General features: G+C 57.6%; 14 protein-coding genes. 8 read left to right on the top strand and 6 right to left on the bottom strand.

All coding sequences use genetic code 11. The features are described from left to right. Positions 1-67: 67 nt before the first annotated feature. From ACEWL3_RS01800 to gpmI, 3 genes are read right to left on the bottom strand one after another with little or no spacing between them, the layout of a single operon-like run. Positions 68-1,408, bottom strand: coding sequence for a S41 family peptidase (locus ACEWL3_RS01800; RefSeq protein ID WP_386177321.1), 1,341 nt, complete (start codon positions 1,406-1,408; stop codon positions 68-70). Between the two features lie 4 nt (positions 1,409-1,412). Then, on the bottom strand, positions 1,413-2,543 hold the full coding sequence (locus ACEWL3_RS01795) for a murein hydrolase activator EnvC family protein (protein ID WP_386177320.1): 1,131 nt from the start codon (positions 2,541-2,543) through the stop codon (positions 1,413-1,415). Further along, positions 2,540-4,057 carry a 2,3-bisphosphoglycerate-independent phosphoglycerate mutase gene (gene gpmI, locus ACEWL3_RS01790; RefSeq protein ID WP_386177319.1) on the bottom strand — a complete coding sequence of 506 codons (1,518 nt, stop codon included), beginning with the start codon at positions 4,055-4,057 and terminating at the stop codon, positions 2,540-2,542. Before gpmI ends, ACEWL3_RS01795 begins: the two co-directional genes overlap by 4 nt. Before the next feature lie 161 nt (positions 4,058-4,218). Here gpmI and ACEWL3_RS01785 point away from each other — a divergent pair, with 161 nt between their 5' ends. The 4 genes from ACEWL3_RS01785 to ACEWL3_RS01770 all read left to right on the top strand — a co-directional run bounded on the left by ACEWL3_RS01785 (position 4,219) and on the right by ACEWL3_RS01770 (position 8,498). Beyond that, a complete protein-coding gene (locus ACEWL3_RS01785; protein ID WP_386177318.1) occupies positions 4,219-4,680 on the top strand; it encodes a DUF1203 domain-containing protein in 462 nt (153 codons plus the stop codon). 81 nt (positions 4,681-4,761) lie between these two features. Then, positions 4,762-4,941, top strand: a complete 180-nt coding sequence (locus ACEWL3_RS01780; RefSeq protein ID WP_114876928.1) for a zinc-finger domain-containing protein — start codon at positions 4,762-4,764, stop codon at positions 4,939-4,941. A gap of 130 nt (positions 4,942-5,071) precedes the next feature. Beyond that, positions 5,072-7,870 carry a DNA polymerase I gene (gene polA, locus ACEWL3_RS01775; RefSeq protein ID WP_386177317.1) on the top strand — a complete coding sequence of 933 codons (2,799 nt, stop codon included), beginning with the start codon at positions 5,072-5,074 and terminating at the stop codon, positions 7,868-7,870. A 7-nt stretch (positions 7,871-7,877) separates the two neighbouring features. Further along, positions 7,878-8,498, top strand: a complete 621-nt coding sequence (locus ACEWL3_RS01770) for a glutathione S-transferase (protein ID WP_386177316.1) — start codon at positions 7,878-7,880, stop codon at positions 8,496-8,498. A 15-nt stretch (positions 8,499-8,513) separates the two neighbouring features. On the opposite strand, the gene ACEWL3_RS01765 is transcribed toward ACEWL3_RS01770, so the two are convergent. From ACEWL3_RS01765 to ACEWL3_RS01755, 3 genes are read right to left on the bottom strand one after another with little or no spacing between them, the layout of a single operon-like run. Beyond that, positions 8,514-8,672 carry a DUF2798 domain-containing protein gene (locus tag ACEWL3_RS01765; RefSeq protein WP_386177315.1) on the bottom strand — a complete coding sequence of 53 codons (159 nt, stop codon included), beginning with the start codon at positions 8,670-8,672 and terminating at the stop codon, positions 8,514-8,516. 60 nt (positions 8,673-8,732) lie between these two features. Then, a complete protein-coding gene (locus ACEWL3_RS01760) occupies positions 8,733-9,503 on the bottom strand; it encodes a hydroxypyruvate isomerase family protein (RefSeq protein ID WP_386177314.1) in 771 nt (256 codons plus the stop codon). 2 nt (positions 9,504-9,505) lie between these two features. After that, entirely contained in the window at positions 9,506-10,087 is a 582-nt protein-coding gene (locus tag ACEWL3_RS01755; protein WP_386177313.1) for a DUF1285 domain-containing protein, read from the bottom strand. Between the two features lie 70 nt (positions 10,088-10,157). Between ACEWL3_RS01755 and ACEWL3_RS01750 the strand changes: the two genes are divergently transcribed. From ACEWL3_RS01750 to ACEWL3_RS01735, 4 genes are read left to right on the top strand one after another with little or no spacing between them, the layout of a single operon-like run. Continuing rightward, positions 10,158-11,165, top strand: a complete 1,008-nt coding sequence (locus tag ACEWL3_RS01750; protein WP_386177312.1) for an AAA family ATPase — start codon at positions 10,158-10,160, stop codon at positions 11,163-11,165. After that, entirely contained in the window at positions 11,162-12,046 is an 885-nt protein-coding gene (locus ACEWL3_RS01745) for a DUF58 domain-containing protein (RefSeq protein WP_386177311.1), read from the top strand. The genes ACEWL3_RS01750 and ACEWL3_RS01745 overlap by 4 nt, the downstream gene beginning before the upstream one ends. Then, a complete protein-coding gene (locus ACEWL3_RS01740) occupies positions 12,043-14,814 on the top strand; it encodes a DUF4159 domain-containing protein (RefSeq protein WP_386177310.1) in 2,772 nt (923 codons plus the stop codon). The genes ACEWL3_RS01745 and ACEWL3_RS01740 overlap by 4 nt, the downstream gene beginning before the upstream one ends. Continuing rightward, positions 14,811-16,853, top strand: a complete 2,043-nt coding sequence (locus ACEWL3_RS01735; RefSeq protein ID WP_386177309.1) for a hypothetical protein — start codon at positions 14,811-14,813, stop codon at positions 16,851-16,853. Before ACEWL3_RS01740 ends, ACEWL3_RS01735 begins: the two co-directional genes overlap by 4 nt.

The raw sequence follows: 16,853 nt of genomic DNA, 5'->3' as shown, positions 1-16,853 counted from the left end.
TAAGGATTACAACGAAAAAGGCCCGCGCATAACACACGGGCCTTTTCATTCTTGTTGTTGCTTCGCGTTACTCTTTCGGACCCAACGCTGAAAGGCCTTTCAGAATATCAATAGCATAGGCCAGTTGATAATCTTCTTCGCGCAACTCTGCTGCCTTTTCCGCCTTATCGCGGTCCGCTTCGATCTGTTTGATCTGGTCGTCCGTCAGGCTGTCATTGTTCAGGCTGCCGCGCAGGTCGGCCTCCGAACGTGTGCGAAGCGCTGATTTCTTGTCGTCCTCGTCCTCTGCCGCGGGCTTTGCCGGGGGCTGGGCCACGATGATGTCAGGCGAAACACCCAGCGCCTGAATAGACCGGCCTGATGGTGTGTAATATCGCGCGGTCGTCAAGCGCATAGCACCGTCACCACGCAGAGGCATGACCGTCTGAACCGACCCTTTACCAAAGCTTTTGGTGCCGATGACAATGGCACGGCGGTGGTCCTGCAAAGCACCGGCCACAATTTCAGAGGCCGAGGCAGAGCCGCCATTGATCAACACAACAATCGGTTTGCCTTGTGACAGGTCACCCGGTGTTGCGTTGACACGGTCCCCGTCCGCCAATTCACGGCCTCGGGTGCTGACAATCTCGCCTTCTTCGAGAAATGCGTCTGATACTGCAATCGCCTGGTTCAACAACCCACCGGGATTATTGCGCAGGTCGATCACAATACCATTCAGGTTGTCGATCCCGCCCAAAGCATCGATTTGCTTGGCCAGTTCTTCCTTCATCTTCGGATAGGTCTGTTCGTTGAAGGTAGTCAGGCGAAGGACAGCGGTTGATCCAACAGTACGGGCACGCACTGCAGTCAGTTGGATGGTGTCGCGAATGATTGAGACATCAAATGGTTCTGCTTCGCCTTCCCGCACAACGGTGATGATAATCTCGGACCCGACCGGGCCGCGCATCAACTCAACCGCGTCATCGAGCAGCAGGCCCAAAAGGCTCTCGCCATTCACGTGGGTGATAAAATCACCTGCCTCAATGCCGGCTTCTGCCGCAGGCGTCCCGTCGATGGGGGAAACCACTTTGACAAAACCTTCTTCTTGCGTGACCTCAATCCCAAGGCCACCAAATTCGCCGCGCGTCTGTTCACGCATCTTCGCGGCGGCCTTTGGCGACAGATAACTGGAATGCGGATCAAGCGATGTCAGCATGCCGTTAATCGCTGCTTCGATCAGTTCACTGGAATCCACTTGCTCAACATATTGCGCGCGGATCCGTTCAAAGATGTCGCCAAACAGGTCCAGCTGCTCATAAACATTGACCGTCTTGGCCGATTCCTGTGCTAACAATGGCCCGGCAATCTGGGTAGTGGCGATTACACCTGCCAATGTGCCGCCAACGGCCGCCATCACGAATTTCTTCATCTCTTTATCCATCCTTGTCGGTGCGGAACCAGTCACTTGGGTCCTGTGGAGTGTTGTCTTGCCTGACTTCTATATAGAGCGTTTCTGAGCGATCAGTGCCAGTGCCATCACGATTGGGTGACAATGTCGTGTCATTTTCATCCGGCGGGGCCCCCATCAGACCAATCGGCGTGCCCGCAGCGATCACTTGACCGGTCTGTCCATAGACTGTTTCCAGCCCAGCCAAAACAAACAATGTGTCCGCTTGGGGTTCTAAAATAATCACATTGCCTAAATCAAGCAACGGACCCGTATAGCGAATTGTTGCGGCCGTCGGGCTGATCACGATGGCCCGCGGACGGGTTGCAACGATAATGCCGGGTCTTTTGATGCCAGCGGCATCTGCTTCGCCTGCCCGGCGCAAGATCAATCCCTGCACCGGCAAGGCAAGCTCACCAACTTTGCCGTCCAGTTTTGCGAGGGCCGGTGCCGTTTCGTCTGTCACGATCTCTGACAATCCGCTGGCAAAGCCACCCAAGGTCTCGGTTGAAGCAATCAGGATAGCGGTCCGCACCGGATCTTCGGTAAAACGCTTGGGCAAGTCGGTGCGGTTTGCCATTGCCTGATTAAGTGCCGTCCGTGCCGCCTGAACTTCAGTCAGCCCATCTTGCAGACGTTCTGCTGCATCGACCTGCAGGTCGCGCAGGGTTTGCACATCTTCCACATCGCGGCGCAGAGCATCGGCACGGGTGTTCAGCGCGGGGGTCAATTCCGCCAGCAACATGCCAGCCCGCGCGGTACCCGTAGGGCCGCCTGGATGTAAAAATGCCACGGGCGATGGTGTGCCACCGATAGTTTGCAGGACTCCAAGCAATTCTGCAACTTCGCCGTCACTTGCCTGCAGTTTTTGGGACAGCTGCGCCTCGCGGATCGCAACCTGACGCAACCCGGCCCGCATCGCGCCCAGACCCTTTTCAAAGGCCTGAATCGTCTCAGTCAGGGCTTTGACCCGGTCGCGGGCACCTTCCGCGCTGTCCAAGAGTGCCGATGCTATTTCCAGCTCTGCTGCCGCTGCACGGGCCTGACTGGCTGCCTCAGATTGGGCAACGGCTGTCATTGGCCATAAGAGCATGAGGATCAGCGCTGTGCGGATCATGATAACAAACACCGCCCCGTCATTTCGTCGGGTTTTGCCAAGCCCATCAAGTGCAACAGTGTCGGTGCCAGATCTGCCAGCCGCCCGTCTTTGAGTGTCGCGCCGGTCGGTCCGCCCAGAAGAGCTACTGGCACAGGATTCAAAGTATGCGCCGTGTGCGGACCACCTGTTTCAGGATCAATCATCGTCTCGCAATTGCCGTGATCCGCCGTCAGGATCATGGCACCGCCCGCTTTTTCCAGCGCCTCAACGACCCGTGCAAGCCCCGCGTCCACCGCCTCGCAGGCGGCAATTGCGGCCTGCAAATCGCCGGTATGGCCCACCATATCCGGGTTGGCGTAATTCACGACAATCAAATCATAGCCATCGTCAATTGCCTGAACGAAATGATCAGTCACCTCGCCGCAAGACATCTCTGGTTTTAGATCATAGGTCGCCACGTCTGGCGATTTCGCCATGTACCGATCTTCACCAGCCACAGGCGTTTCAGCGCCGCCGTTCAAAAAGAACGTCACATGCGGATATTTCTCGGTTTCTGCCAAACGGAATTGGCGCAGGCCCTGCTGCGATACCCACGCGCCCAATGTGTTCACGATTTCGGGCTTGGGATACATCGTGGTCATATAGGAAGTATGGGCATCGGAATAGGCCGCCATGCCCATGAGCGCCGCAAATTTCGGGCGTTTGCCTGTGTCAAATGCATCAAACTTCGGATCGCCCAGCGCGGCCATGATCTCGCGAGCGCGGTCGGCGCGGAAATTCAGACAAAACAACCCATCGCCATCCTTAACCCCTCCATAGCCTTCCAGAACTGTCGGCAGGATGAACTCGTCATTTTCATCGCGCGCATAGGCGGCGTTGACCGCTGCCTTGGCTGACTTTTCGAGATGTCCCTGAGCCTGAGCAATGGCCTCATAGGCCTTGGCAATACGGTCCCAACGGTTGTCACGGTCCATCGCATAATAGCGCCCTGTCACTGTGACCACATCCTCACCTGTCGGCAATTCAGCCTCCAGTGTCTCAAGAAATCCCAGCGCAGAACGTGGTGCCACGTCACGACCATCGGTCAATGCGTGGATCACAACCGGCACTTTCGCGTCGTGCAAGGCGTTTGCCGCAGCGATCATATGGCTTAGATGACCATGCACCCCACCATCGGACACAACACCCATCAGATGGGCGGTGCCGCCGGTCTCAAGCATCTGGCCGATAAAGGCTCGCAACCGCGCGTTATTGGCAAAGCTACCTTCCTCAATCGCAAGATCAATTTGACCCAGATCCATTGCCACGACGCGCCCTGCACCGATGTTGGTATGGCCGACCTCAGAATTTCCCATCTGTCCGCGTGGCAAACCGACGTCGGGGCCGTAGGTGATCAAGGTCGCATTGGGACAGGTTTTCATGATGTGATCATAAGTGGGCGTCTTGGCCAAGAGCGGTGCATTGCCCTCGGACGCGTCGCGCAATCCCCATCCGTCAAGGATGCACAACACTACTGGTTTGGGGCTGCTCATGTCTGTGTCTGCTCCGAATGATCTTTGTTTTGTTGGCCTTTTAGCGGGTCAAAGGGCCGGGGTGAACCGTTTTCATGGTGATGGGCAAATATGCGCAATAATCGGATTGAGCGGCTGACCCAAAACCACAACAAGAGGTGGCACATCAAGGGAGACACACCATGCACTATTCCGCTATGCCCACCAACATTGCCCGCGGTTATCAGACGGGTATGGTTGACGCTTATGACAACGCGCCTGAACTTGCAGTTTCAAATGGCCCCGGCACGCCATGCCGGCATTGTCTGAAAAATATCCCGAAAGGTGCAGGGATGCTTATCCTGGCGTATAGACCTTTTGACGGGCTGCACCCTTACGCTGAAACAGGGCCGATATTTCTATGCGCTGAACCTTGCGGGCGCGGGGGTGGCGATGTCTTACCGCCGGTTCTAACCACCTCGCCTGCATATCTGGTCAAAGGCTATTCATCAGATGATCGCATCGTTTATGGCACCGGTGCGATTGTGAAATCAGCAGAAATTCCTGATCACACGGCTCAGGTCTTGAAAGATCCTCGCGTCAGATATGTCCACGTCAGATCCGCAAGCAACAACTGTTATCTGGCGCGGATTGATCGCGATTAACGAGCTTCAAGCAGGGCTTGTCCCGCTCGCTGGCTTTGGGCATAACAGACTGGCAATCTGCCCAGAGCCAAGGATCATTCGATGACCATTTCAGCGCCCGAAACCCGGATCGTGAACACCTATCGCGTCGCCTGTGATGGCAGCGAAGGTGCATTGGGCCATCCCCGTGTCTGGCTGCAAATTCCCCGCGATACCGGGTGGGTCGAGTGCGGCTATTGCGATTGCAGGTTTGTGCATTCGGATTTTGAGGGAAAATCCTGATCAAAATGGCGACCTCTTCTTCTGGAAGGGGTCAGACGGTACTTTTGAAAGGGCGAAGGACAACGATTTTCCTGTATCGCAGGTCGCATGTGATCCTTTGCAACAGACAACGCAGGAAAAGGAACGCATCATGTCCCAGACATTTGGCAAAGGCCATCACCTGCATCTGATTGACGGTTCGGCCTTCATATTTCGCGCATATCACGCATTGCCGCCGCTGACGCGCAAATCTGATGGCTTGCCAATTGGTGCGGTTGCGGGGTTCTGCAACATGCTGCACCGCTATGTCGAAGGCAATACTGGCCCAGATGCGCCGACCCATGCCGCCGTTATCTTCGACAAAGGCAGCCATACATTTCGCAATGAAATGTACGACCAATACAAAGCCAACCGCGATGCGATGCCCGAGGATTTGCGCCCACAGATACCACTCACCCGAGAAGCGACAATTGCCTTCAATATTGCCTGCGAGGAAAAAGAAGGATTCGAAGCCGACGACATTATTGCAACCCTTGCCGTACAGGCGCGCAAGGCCGGCGGGCGGTGTACGATCATCAGCTCTGACAAGGACTTGATGCAGTTGGTCGGGGATGGCGTCGAAATGCTTGACGCCATGAAGAACAAGACCATCGATCGGGAAGGCGTGTTTGAGAAATTCGGCGTTTATCCTGAGCGGGTGGTTGATGTGCAGGCGCTGGCGGGCGACAGTGTCGACAACGTCCCCGGCGCGCCGGGCATTGGGGTCAAGACGGCGGCCTTGTTGATCAATGAATACGGAGATCTGGATGCGCTTTTGGAGCGCGCGGGCGAAATCAAACAGCCCAAGCGCCGTGAGACCTTGATTGAGAATGCAGAGCAAATCCGGCTGTCGCGCCGCCTTGTCCTATTGGATGAGAATACACCGCTTGATTTCACCCTTGATGATCTTGAGGTAAAAGCCCCTGATCCAGACAAGCTCTTGTCTTTCCTTGCCGAAATGGAGTTTCGGACCCTCTCTAAACGAGTTGCGGAAGTTCTTGGCCGAGAAGCGCCGACGATTGAAGATGCCCCTGCAACGCCTGATGCACCTGTTGCTGCGGATATCCCATTTGACCCCTCCAAGTACGAGCAGGTCGGTGATGCGGCTGCCCTTCAAAAGTGGATCGACCAGATTTACGAATTTGGGTACGTCGCCGTGGATACCGAAACCACCGGTCTGAATGAAATGACGGCAGAGTTGGTTGGCATATCCTTGGCAGTTGAGGCGGGGCGGGCCTGTTACATCCCGCTGATCCACAAAGCGCATCGCGGCGATGATCTGTTTGGATCCGACGATCTGGCCGAGGGGCAGATGGCTGTTGAGGAAGTGCTTGGGATGCTCACGCCGGTGTTGGAGGATGCAAGTATCCTCAAGATCGGGCAGAACATGAAATATGATGCCAAGATATTTGCTCAGATCGGCATAACTGTGGCCCCCTTCGATGACACGATGCTGATGTCCTACGCGCAACATGCGGGTCTGCACAATCATGGCATGGATACGCTGTCAGAACGATATCTTGGGCACATCCCTATTCCGATCAAACCGCTGTTGGGCTCTGGTAAATCCGCAATCACCTTTGACAAAGTGCCGCTGGAAGACGCGGTGAAATATGCAGCAGAAGACGCCGACATCACCCTGCGGCTTTGGCAATTGCTGAAACCTCAATTGCACATGGCGCAGGTTACAAAGGTCTACGAAACGCTTGAACGGCCTCTTGTGCCAGTGCTGGCCACGATGGAACGCTCTGGCATCAAGGTGGACCGCGATACGCTATCGCGCATGTCCAATGCATTTGCCCAAAAGATGGCCGGGCTGGAAGATGAAATATACGAATTGGCAGGCCGAAAGTTCAACGTCGGGTCACCCAAACAACTGGGCGAAATCCTGTTTGACGAAATGGCGCTTGAGGGTGGCAAGAAGGGCAAGACCGGGGCCTATGCCACGGGTGCGGATGTGCTGGAGGATCTGGCAACTGAGCATGAATTGCCTGCGCGTGTGTTGGATTGGCGTCAGTTGAGCAAACTCAAATCCACCTATACCGACGCATTGCAGGACCACATCAACCCCGATACGGGCCGGGTACATACCTCTTATTCCATCGCGGGCGCTTCAACAGGTCGCCTCGCATCCACCGATCCGAACCTGCAAAACATCCCGATTCGCAGCGAAGAAGGCCGCCGCATTCGCGAAGCCTTCATCGCGGAACCGGGCAAGACACTTGTTGCGCTCGACTATTCCCAAATTGAGTTGCGTATTCTGGCGCATATTGCTGAGATCCCCGAATTGAAACAGGCCTTTGCGGATGGCATCGACATTCACGCGCTCACAGCCTCGGAAATGTTCGGCGTGCCTCTGGACAAAATGACCCCGGATGTGCGTCGTCAGGCCAAGGCGATCAATTTTGGCGTGATCTATGGCATTTCGGGCTTTGGCCTTGCCAGAAACCTGCGCATCCCACGGGCCGAAGCACAGAGATTTATCGACCGCTATTTCGAACGCTTTCCCGGCATCCGAACCTACATGGACGACACCAAGGCATTTGCAAGAGAACACGGGTATGTACAGACGCTCTTTGGCCGCAAGATCCATACGCCCAACATTGGTGCCAAAGGGCCGCATGCCGGGTTCGCCGCGCGTGCTGCCATCAACGCACCGATCCAAGGCACGGCTGCCGACGTCATTCGCCGCGCCATGATCCGCATGCCGGGTGCCATTGCCGATCTGCCGGCAAAGATGCTTTTGCAGGTGCACGACGAATTGCTGTTCGAGGTGGACGAAGGATCCGAAGACGCGCTGATTGGGGCGGCCCGCGAGGTCATGGAAAACGCCAATGATCCGGTGGTGAAGTTGGATGTAAAACTGACCGTTGATGCGGGGCAGGGCAAGAACTGGGCCGAGGCGCATTGAGCGTGCCATGACACCCATCCTCTACACGTTCCGCCGCTGCCCCTATGCCATGCGGGCGCGGTTGGCGATTGCGGTGGCAGGGGTGCGGGTCGAATTGCGAGAAGTGGTTCTGCGCGACAAGCCTGCAGCGTTCTTGGTGGCGTCATCCAGCGGAACAGTGCCTTGCCTTGTAACCGATCAAGGTGCCATCGACGAAAGCCTCGACATCATGAAATGGGCCTTGGTGCGCAATGACCCAGACGAGTGGCTAGACATGCCTGTGGCGGGTTGGGACCTGATCAGACGCGCTGACGGGCCGTTCAAAGACGCATTGGACCGGACGAAATACGCCAACCGTTATCCAGATACCGACGCCAAGGAGCAGCGTGAGATCGCGGCAGAATTTCTGGCGAACTTGGACAGCAGAATTGCAGTTTGGATTTTTGAGCGTCCGAGTATTGCGGATTTTGCGATCTTACCTTTTGTCCGGCAATTCGCCTTTATCGACAAGCCGTGGTTTGACGCGCAACCATTGCCCAACCTGCAGGGCTGGCTGAGCCGGTTTCTGGCGACAGATCAGTTTGAGAACATCATGTTGAAATACCCGCAATGGTCCGAGGGCGACGCGCAAACATTCTTTCCCGGCTAACTGCGATGTTCGGACCTACCTGACCAATTTAGCGACCAGTTTCCGGGTCAGCGGCGCGACCACCAGAAGAGCCGGAAAAGCGATTATCCAACTGGCTAACCAACCGCCCATCCAGATCACTGCAAAATCAGGGGCCAATCCCTCCGCTCTATATGTCGCGAGGCTGGAAACCATCAGTGATATAAGAACCCAACAGGATAAAGCCAAACAATATCGGTACAAATCGGGCAGGTATCATAGATCTTTCATCCAATCCAACGTGTCTTCGGTCCGTCCAATCGGGTGGTATTCTCCGCTGATCCAACCCTGATAGCCACTGGTCCTCATTCGGTCAAAGAGCGCTTTGAAATGAACCTTACCTGTTCCAGGGGGGCCACGATCCGGGGTGTCGCCGACCTGAACATGACGAACCAGATGGGCAAATTGATCAAAGACCGCAACCGCATCCCCATGGATCATTTGCGCATGATAGCTGTCAAATTGGAGCGCAACATTCGGCGCGTTGACCGCCACCAGAACATCCTGAGCAAGGTTATAGTTGTTTAGGAAATATCCGGGCATCGCGACCCGGTTCAGCGGTTCAATCATCAACGTAAGATCGCGCGGAGCGACCTGTGCTGCCCATTTGAGATTTTCAACAAACGTCGCTTTGGCCTCAGATCCGCCCGCAACGCCAGCCATGACGTGCACCATGCTCACGCTCGAACTTATCGCATATTCAAAAACGAGCCGCATATCCTGCTGAAACCGGGCTGTTTTGCCCGGTACGCCGGCAAATCCACGTTCCTCTTCCGCTTCATTCAGCGGAGGTGCGTTGATCAGCACCATTTCCAGATTGGTACGCGCCAGTGCTGCCAGAATGTCTTTCACAGCAATATGGTAAGGAAACAACACCTCAACTCCAGTGAACCCCGACGCCGCAGCCGCATCAAATCGCTCAAGAAGGGGCAGTTCTGGCCATAAAAGGCTTAGATTAGCGGCGCATTTCAACCTTGGAAGGGCCAACGTCAGGCTTCCGGCAACTCATCCGAAGGGATGATGCCAAAGAATTCCCCACCCGACCAAACACCAAACCAGCCTTCATGATGCACGCCCAAATCAACCAGCCGGTAGAAACTCTTGCGGTCGATCAGCGCCTCTAGATTGCGGCGGATCCGCACATAGGGCGATGGTTCGCCCGTATTTTCATCACGCACCACACGGATTGGCGCGTTCGGACCTGCGACACTAAAATCTCCCAAGTTGGTCTCAAATCGCAGGTTTTGTGCCTCGCCTGTCCCCTCAGCCTCAAAATCAACGGCAACAAAAGGTGCGTCTTCGACGGTGATGCCCACCTTCTCAACGGGCGTGACCAGAAAATACTTGTCCCCCTCGCGCCACAGAATCGTCGCGAACAATTTGACCAGTTCACGTCGTCCGATCGGTGTGCCTTGGTAGAACCACGTCCCGTCACGCTTGATCTGCATGTCCAGATCACCGCAAAACGGCGGATTCCACTTTTCCAACGGCGGCAAACCGCGCGTTTTGGCGGCTTTTGCCGACGCCACAAGGCTTTCAGCGGTTGGGGTAACGGTTTTTTGTCCGCTCATTGCTTTTGCCATTTCCTGTGACCGATATACACTTACACTGTAATGATATAACCCAAGGAACCTGAATGTCATGACCAAAGCCGAAGATATGGTAGCGCAAATCGAAGCGTTGGGCGAAAAGCTGGCTGAGGCAAAGAAGTCTATTACCAGTCGGTTTATCGGTCAGGAACGGGTTGTCGACCTGACGCTGACAGCGCTTTTATGCGGTGGTCACGGTTTGCTGATCGGTTTGCCGGGTCTGGGCAAAACCCGGCTGGTTGAAACGCTGTCCACGGTGATGGGGCTGGATGGCAGCCGGGTGCAATTCACGCCCGATCTAATGCCGGCTGACATTCTGGGGTCAGAGGTACTGGAAACCGGCACCGATGGCGTACGGTCCTTTCGGTTTATCGAAGGGCCAATTTTTTGCCAACTTCTGATGGCTGATGAAATCAACCGTGCCAGCCCACGCACGCAATCCGCGCTGTTGCAGGCGATGCAGGAAAAAACGGTGACCGTTGCCGGGCAGGACCGGGCATTGGGCGTGCCGTTTCACGTGCTGGCGACGCAAAACCCGATTGAGCAGGAAGGGACGTATCCCCTGCCCGAAGCACAACTTGACCGTTTTCTGGTACAGATAGACGTCGCATATCCGGACCGCGACACGGAACGTGACATTCTGATTGCCACCACAGGCGAGGTAGACGCGCAGGCAACCCAGACTTTTACTGCCGCTGAATTGCTCGACGCTCAGCGTTTGCTGCGTCGCATGCCAGTCGGGGAATCCGTTGTCGAGATGATCCTTGATCTGGTCCGCGCCTTTCGCCCCGAAGAGGCCGGAGCAAGCCAGCAAGTCCGCGAAACTGTTGCTTGGGGTCCCGGCCCACGTGCCGCTCAGGCGCTGATGCTGGCGGTGCGCGCGCGCGCCTTGTTGCAGGGACGTTTGGCACCCTCGGCCGAAGACGTCATTGATATGGCGCGCCCGGTCCTGAGCCACCGCATGGCATTGAATTTCGCGGCGCGGGCGCGTGGTGACAGCCTGTATGCGCTTATCGACGAAACTGCCGCCAATTTGTCCGGGGCAAAGGCCGCAGCGTGAACACCCCTGGCACCTTACGCGCATCTGCTGAACGTGAGGCCACCCGTCTGCCGGACCTGCTGGCGCGGGCCGAACATCTTGCGGGGGCGGTTTTGTTGGGTGCCCATGGGCGCAGACGCGCGGGCATGGGTGACGATTTCTGGCAGTACCGCCCGGCCCAGATGGGCGACAGCCGCCGGTCCATTGACTATCGCCGATCAGCCATGGGGGATCAGGAGTTCGTGCGCCAGCGCGAATGGCAGATCGCACAGTCAGTGATGCTTTGGGTCGATCAGGGTGCGTCGATGCGTTTCGCATCTGACGCAAATGTACCGCAAAAAGCAGATCGCGCACGCTTGCTGGGTCTGGCGCTGTCCATCCTGCTGCTGCGCAGTGGTGAACGGGTTGGGCTCACGGGTACCACCCTGCCCCCGCGTCGGGGCAATCCTCAGGTCTTGCGGCTGGCCGAGATGTTTTGTCGTGATGATCAGACCGATTACAGCCCCCCGGAACACCGCGCCATGATCCCCCATGCGCGCGCGGTATTTGTGTCGGATTTCATGGGTGATATGGCTGGTGTGCAACTGGCACTGACCAAGGCCGCCGATCGTGGCGTGCGCGGGGTGCTCTATCATGTACTGGACCCGTCCGAGGAAGCGTTTCCTTTCACGGGACGTACAATTTTCGAAAGTATCGGCGGCACGTTAAGTCACGAAACGCTCAAGGCGAATGACCTCAAGGGGCGTTACCTTGAACGCCTTGCGGACCGGAAATTCGAACTTCAGCGGCTCTGCACCCTGACCGGATGGCAATATGGCCTGCATCACACGGATGCCTCGGCACAGTCCGCCCTGCTGTGGCTTTATGGTGCGCTTGATGCACGGGCAGGTGTCGCAGCATGATTGTCTTCGGGGGCATAGGCTTTACGGCACCCTGGTTGCTTGTCGCCTTATTGGCGCTTCCAGTCCTGTGGCTGATCCTGCGTGCAGTGCCGCCTGCGCCAATCCGGCGTCGCTTTCCCGGTGTCGCATTGCTGTTGGGGTTGAATGACGATGAAACCGTATCGGACCGTACGCCATGGTGGTTGCTTTTGCTGCGGATATTGGCAGTTGCGGCGATCATCTTAGGGTTGGCGGGACCAGTTCTAAACCCCCAAGCAGATCAGGCTGAGGGTGATGGGCCCCTGCTGATCGTCCTGGATGGCACATGGGCGGGCGCGCCCCGTTGGCCGCAACAGACCGAAGCGATTGAGGCGCAGTTGACCCGTGCCGGCCGCGCCGGACGCACCGTTGGATTCCTGGTCCTGACCCGGCCGGACATCCCAGCATTTCAATCCGCCGACGTTTGGCGTTCCCGGCTTGCTGGATTTGCCCCTGCCGCTTGGCAACCATCCCTTGCAGACCTCGAGAAAGCGGCAAAAATAATGACTGAATTGCCGGCATTCGACACCCTTTGGTTCAGTGATGGGTTGGACTTTGACGGACGCGCTGTCGCTTTGGACGCGATGCAGTCACGGGGCAATGTTGATGTCTATCAGACCGCCGCAAACGTGTTGGCCATCGCTCCCGCGCGGTACGAAGACAATGTCGTCAAATTGGAGCTTAGCCGCGCCGCAGCGGGACCTGAACGGGAAGTCGTGATCCAGACAGAAGGGCGCGACCCTGCCGGCAATGCACGTATTCTCGCAACTGTCCCTGCGCTATTTGAACAAGGGTCCGTGAACGCAAGCGCCGAACTGGCCCTGCCTGCGGAAATGCGGGCGCGGGTGACGGGTTTCGTGATTGCCGGGCAACGCTCTGCCGGGGCGACAACGATTGTGGATGACGGTTTGCGCCGCCGCGAAGTTGCATTGATTGGCGGGCGCAATGACCGCGAGGGCCTGCAACTTCTGTCGCCCTTGCACTACATCGAGCAGGCGCTGGCACCAACCGCTGATCTGATCGGCGGATCACTTGCAGATGTATTACCGGCCAACCCCGATGTGATCGTGCTGGCCGATATTGCGACGCTTTCAGAGGCTGAAGCGGGGCCACTGATGGACTGGATTGAGAGTGGCGGCATGCTGGTTCGGTTTGCTGGGCCCCGCATTGCCGCAAGCGACATCAGCCGCATTGACGAAGACCCGCTGATGCCTGTGCGCCTTCGCGCCGGCGGGCGCAGTGTCGGGGGTGCGATGTCATGGGGGGAGCCGAAATCGCTTGCACCGTTCCGGGACACATCACCCTTTTTTGGTCTGAATGTCCCGGATGATGTCGTGGTCTCTGCACAAGTTGTGGCGCAACCGGATCCCACGTTGGCAAACCGTGTCATCGCCTCGCTCAGTGATGGGACGCCTTTGGTTACGCGCAAGCCTGTTGGTCAAGGGCAGATTGTCCTGTTTCATGTAACGGCAACGGCGGAATGGTCCACTTTACCACTTTCAGGGCTGTTCGTTGAGATGATGGAGCGGTTGGCGGTGTCCTCTGCGGCCTCAACACCGGACGCCGGTGATCTGGTGGGCACAACATGGACACCACTTCGGGTTATGGATGGCTATGGCGTTCTGACAGATGCTGGAAATCTGCCCGGTGTAAATGGCCCTGACCTGATCAACGCGCCTGCAGGGCCGCGGATGCAACCCGGGATATACGGGTCCGGTGATCGCCGTTTGGCGCGCAATGTTTTCACAGACGAGAGCACGCTGACGCCCGCGACATGGCCCACCGATGTGACGGTCAGGGGCCTTGCCGTGGCCGCGGAGCAGCCCATCGCCGGTTGGCTGCTGAGCCTTTCGATCTCGCTGCTTCTGGCCGATGTTGTCGCTTCACTGGCGCTGTCTGGCCGTTTGTTGACCCGCAGCAATGCGGCAGCGGTGGTCTTGCTGGCGCTGCCTTTCGTTGGTCAGCCGATCACGGGCCATGCCCAAATCAACGCAGATGCCTTCGCCCTTGAAGCCACAAACGAAGTGTCATTGGCACATGTCGTGACGGGCAATGCACAGGTTGATGGGATCGCCCATGCAGGGCTCGTCGGCCTGTCAGACACGCTTTTCTTTCGGACGTCGGTCGAACCCGCAACACCAATCGGTGTTGACCTCGAAACGGACGAATTGGCGTTTTTCCCGATCCTTTATTGGCCCATCACACCCGATCAGCCGCGCCCCTCTGCCGAGGCTTATGGCAAGCTGAACGAATATCTGCGATCTGGCGGGTTGATCGTTTTCGATACCCGCGACGCGGATACCGCGCGTTATGGGGCGGCCAGCCCAAATGGCCGCAAGCTGCAGGAACTCGCCGAGCCGCTTGATATTCCACCGCTTGAACCGCTGCCCGCCGACCATGTGCTGACCCGAACGTTTTATCTGCTGCAGGATTTTCCCGGTCGCTACGTCAGCCGCGATGTCTGGGTTGAGGCATCTCCACCTGATGCCGAACGCATTGAGGGGATGCCGTTCAGAAACCTCAACGACGGTGTGACGCCGGTGATCATCGGCGGCAACGATTGGGCCGCAGCATGGGCCGTGCGTAGTGACGGTGCACCCCTGTTGCCCATCGGGCGCGGGTACTCCGGTGAGCGGCAGCGCGAGTTGGCCAATCGGTTTGGTGTGAACCTCGTCATGCATGTGCTGACGGGCAATTATAAGTCAGATCAGGTGCATGTTCCCGCCCTGCTGGATCGGTTGGGGCAATGACGGCAACAATTGTATTTGACCCGTTGGTTCCCCTGTCGCTGCTGATTGTTGTGGCGATTATTGCGGTCCTTGGCGTTGTACTGGCTGGTTGGCGGGGCCTGCAGGGCTGGGCGTTACGCGGATTGGCGGCACTTGTTGTCCTGGGAGCCCTTGCAGGGCCATCATATCAGCAAGAAGACCGCGCACCGCTCAGCGATATTGTACTGCTTGTCGAAGACAACAGTGCCAGCCAAAAACTGGGCGACCGTGCCGATCAAAGTGCCGATGCCGCCAATGCCATCGCTGCCCAGATCGCCGCGCGACCCAATACCGAGGTGCGCCGTGTCTCTGTGCCGGATGGTGCGGGGGATGCGGGCACCGAACTGATGACTGCCATTGCCGATGCGCTGGCCGAAGAACCCCGCGCGCGGGTTGCTGGCATCCTAGCGATCAGCGATGGCCGCGTGCATGACGCCGATTTGCCTATCGATTTGCCCGCGCCCATGCATGTGCTGCTGTCGGGGCGAGCGGACGATTGGGACCGCCGCCTGACCGTGCGCAACGCCCCTGCATTTGCCATCATCGGTGAGGCGGTGACGCTTACCCTGCGCATCGACGATTTGGGCGCGGCACCTGCCGGGCAAACCCTTGCAGCCCTTGATATTTCCATAGACGGCGAACCGGCCCAGATGTTCCGCGTCCCGATTGGCGAGGACATTACCCTTCCTGTCACGCTGCCCCACGGGGGGCGCAATGTGATCCGCTTTTCGCTGCCCTTCGCAGATGGCGAGTTGACGGACCGCAACAATGCCGCACTGATCCAGATGAACGGCGTGCGCGACCGCCTGCGCGTGCTATTGGTCAGCGGTGAGCCGCATCCGGGTGGGCGCACATGGCGAAACCTGCTGAAGTCTGACAGTTCTGTCGATCTGGTGCATTTCACCATTCTGCGGCCACCCGAAAAGCAAGACGGTGTGCCTGTGGGCGAACTATCCCTGATCGCATTTCCCACCCGTGAGTTGTTCATGGAGAAAATCGACGATTTTGATCTGATCATCTTTGACCGCTACAAACGGCGCGGCATCCTGCCCGGTCTCTATCTTGAGAATGTTGCGAATTATGTGCGCAATGGTGGGGCGGTGCTTGTTGCTGCCGGCCCCGATTTTGCCAGCGCAGACAGCCTATATCGATCGCCCTTGGGGTCTGTGCTGCCTGCCACACCTTCCGCGCGGGTGTTTGAGGATCCCTATCTGCCAACGGTCAGCGATTTGGGCAAGCGTCATCCGGTCACGGCCGGGTTGCCCGGCAATGGCGATTGGGGCCGCTGGCTGCGCCAGATTGATGTCGCCGAACCACAGGGAAACGTGGTTCTTGAAGGGATCGAAGGGCGGCCGCTTTTGGTCCTGAACCGTGTGGACGAAGGACGCGTGGCGCTGTTGGCATCGGATCATGCATGGCTTTGGAGCCGGGGCTATGAAGGGGGCGGACCACAGTTGGAATTGCTGCGCCGTCTGGCCCATTGGATGATGAAAGAACCTGAGCTTGAGGAAGAAGCGCTGACGGCGACCGCCGAGGGTCAAAGCATGCGCATCACGCGCCGGACCCTGGGCGAAACCGCCCCCCCGGCCACTGTTACTGCACCCGATGGCAGCACCAGCGTGGTGGATCTGACGCCCAACGGACCCGGTACATTTGAGGGCACGTATCAAGGGCCCGACATTGGCCTTTATCGGCTCGAGAATGGCGATGAGACGTCGGTGATCGGCCTTGGCCCTGCGGCACCACGTGAATTTGTCGAAACCATCGCCGATGCAGTGGCCTTGGCACCTGCGATTTCCACATTGCGCGGTGGTGTTGTGCGCCTTGAGGATGGATTACCTAGGTTGCGCAACGTGCGCGCAGGTCGTCCCGCTTCCGGACGCGGATGGCTGGGCCTGACCCCGCGCGGTGCCTACGAAACCCGTGATGTGCGCCAGACGCCGATCCTGCCGGGATGGTTGGTATTGCTACTCAGCGCCGCTCTGATTACCGGTGCGTGGCTGCATGAAGGACGGCGATGA

It is taken from the genome of Sulfitobacter sediminivivens (genome assembly GCF_042611115.2).
GTDB lineage: Bacteria > Pseudomonadota > Alphaproteobacteria > Rhodobacterales > Rhodobacteraceae > Sulfitobacter > Sulfitobacter sediminivivens.
Note: the sequence above shows the minus strand (reverse complement) of the source record. Positions and strands in the feature narration are given on the sequence as shown.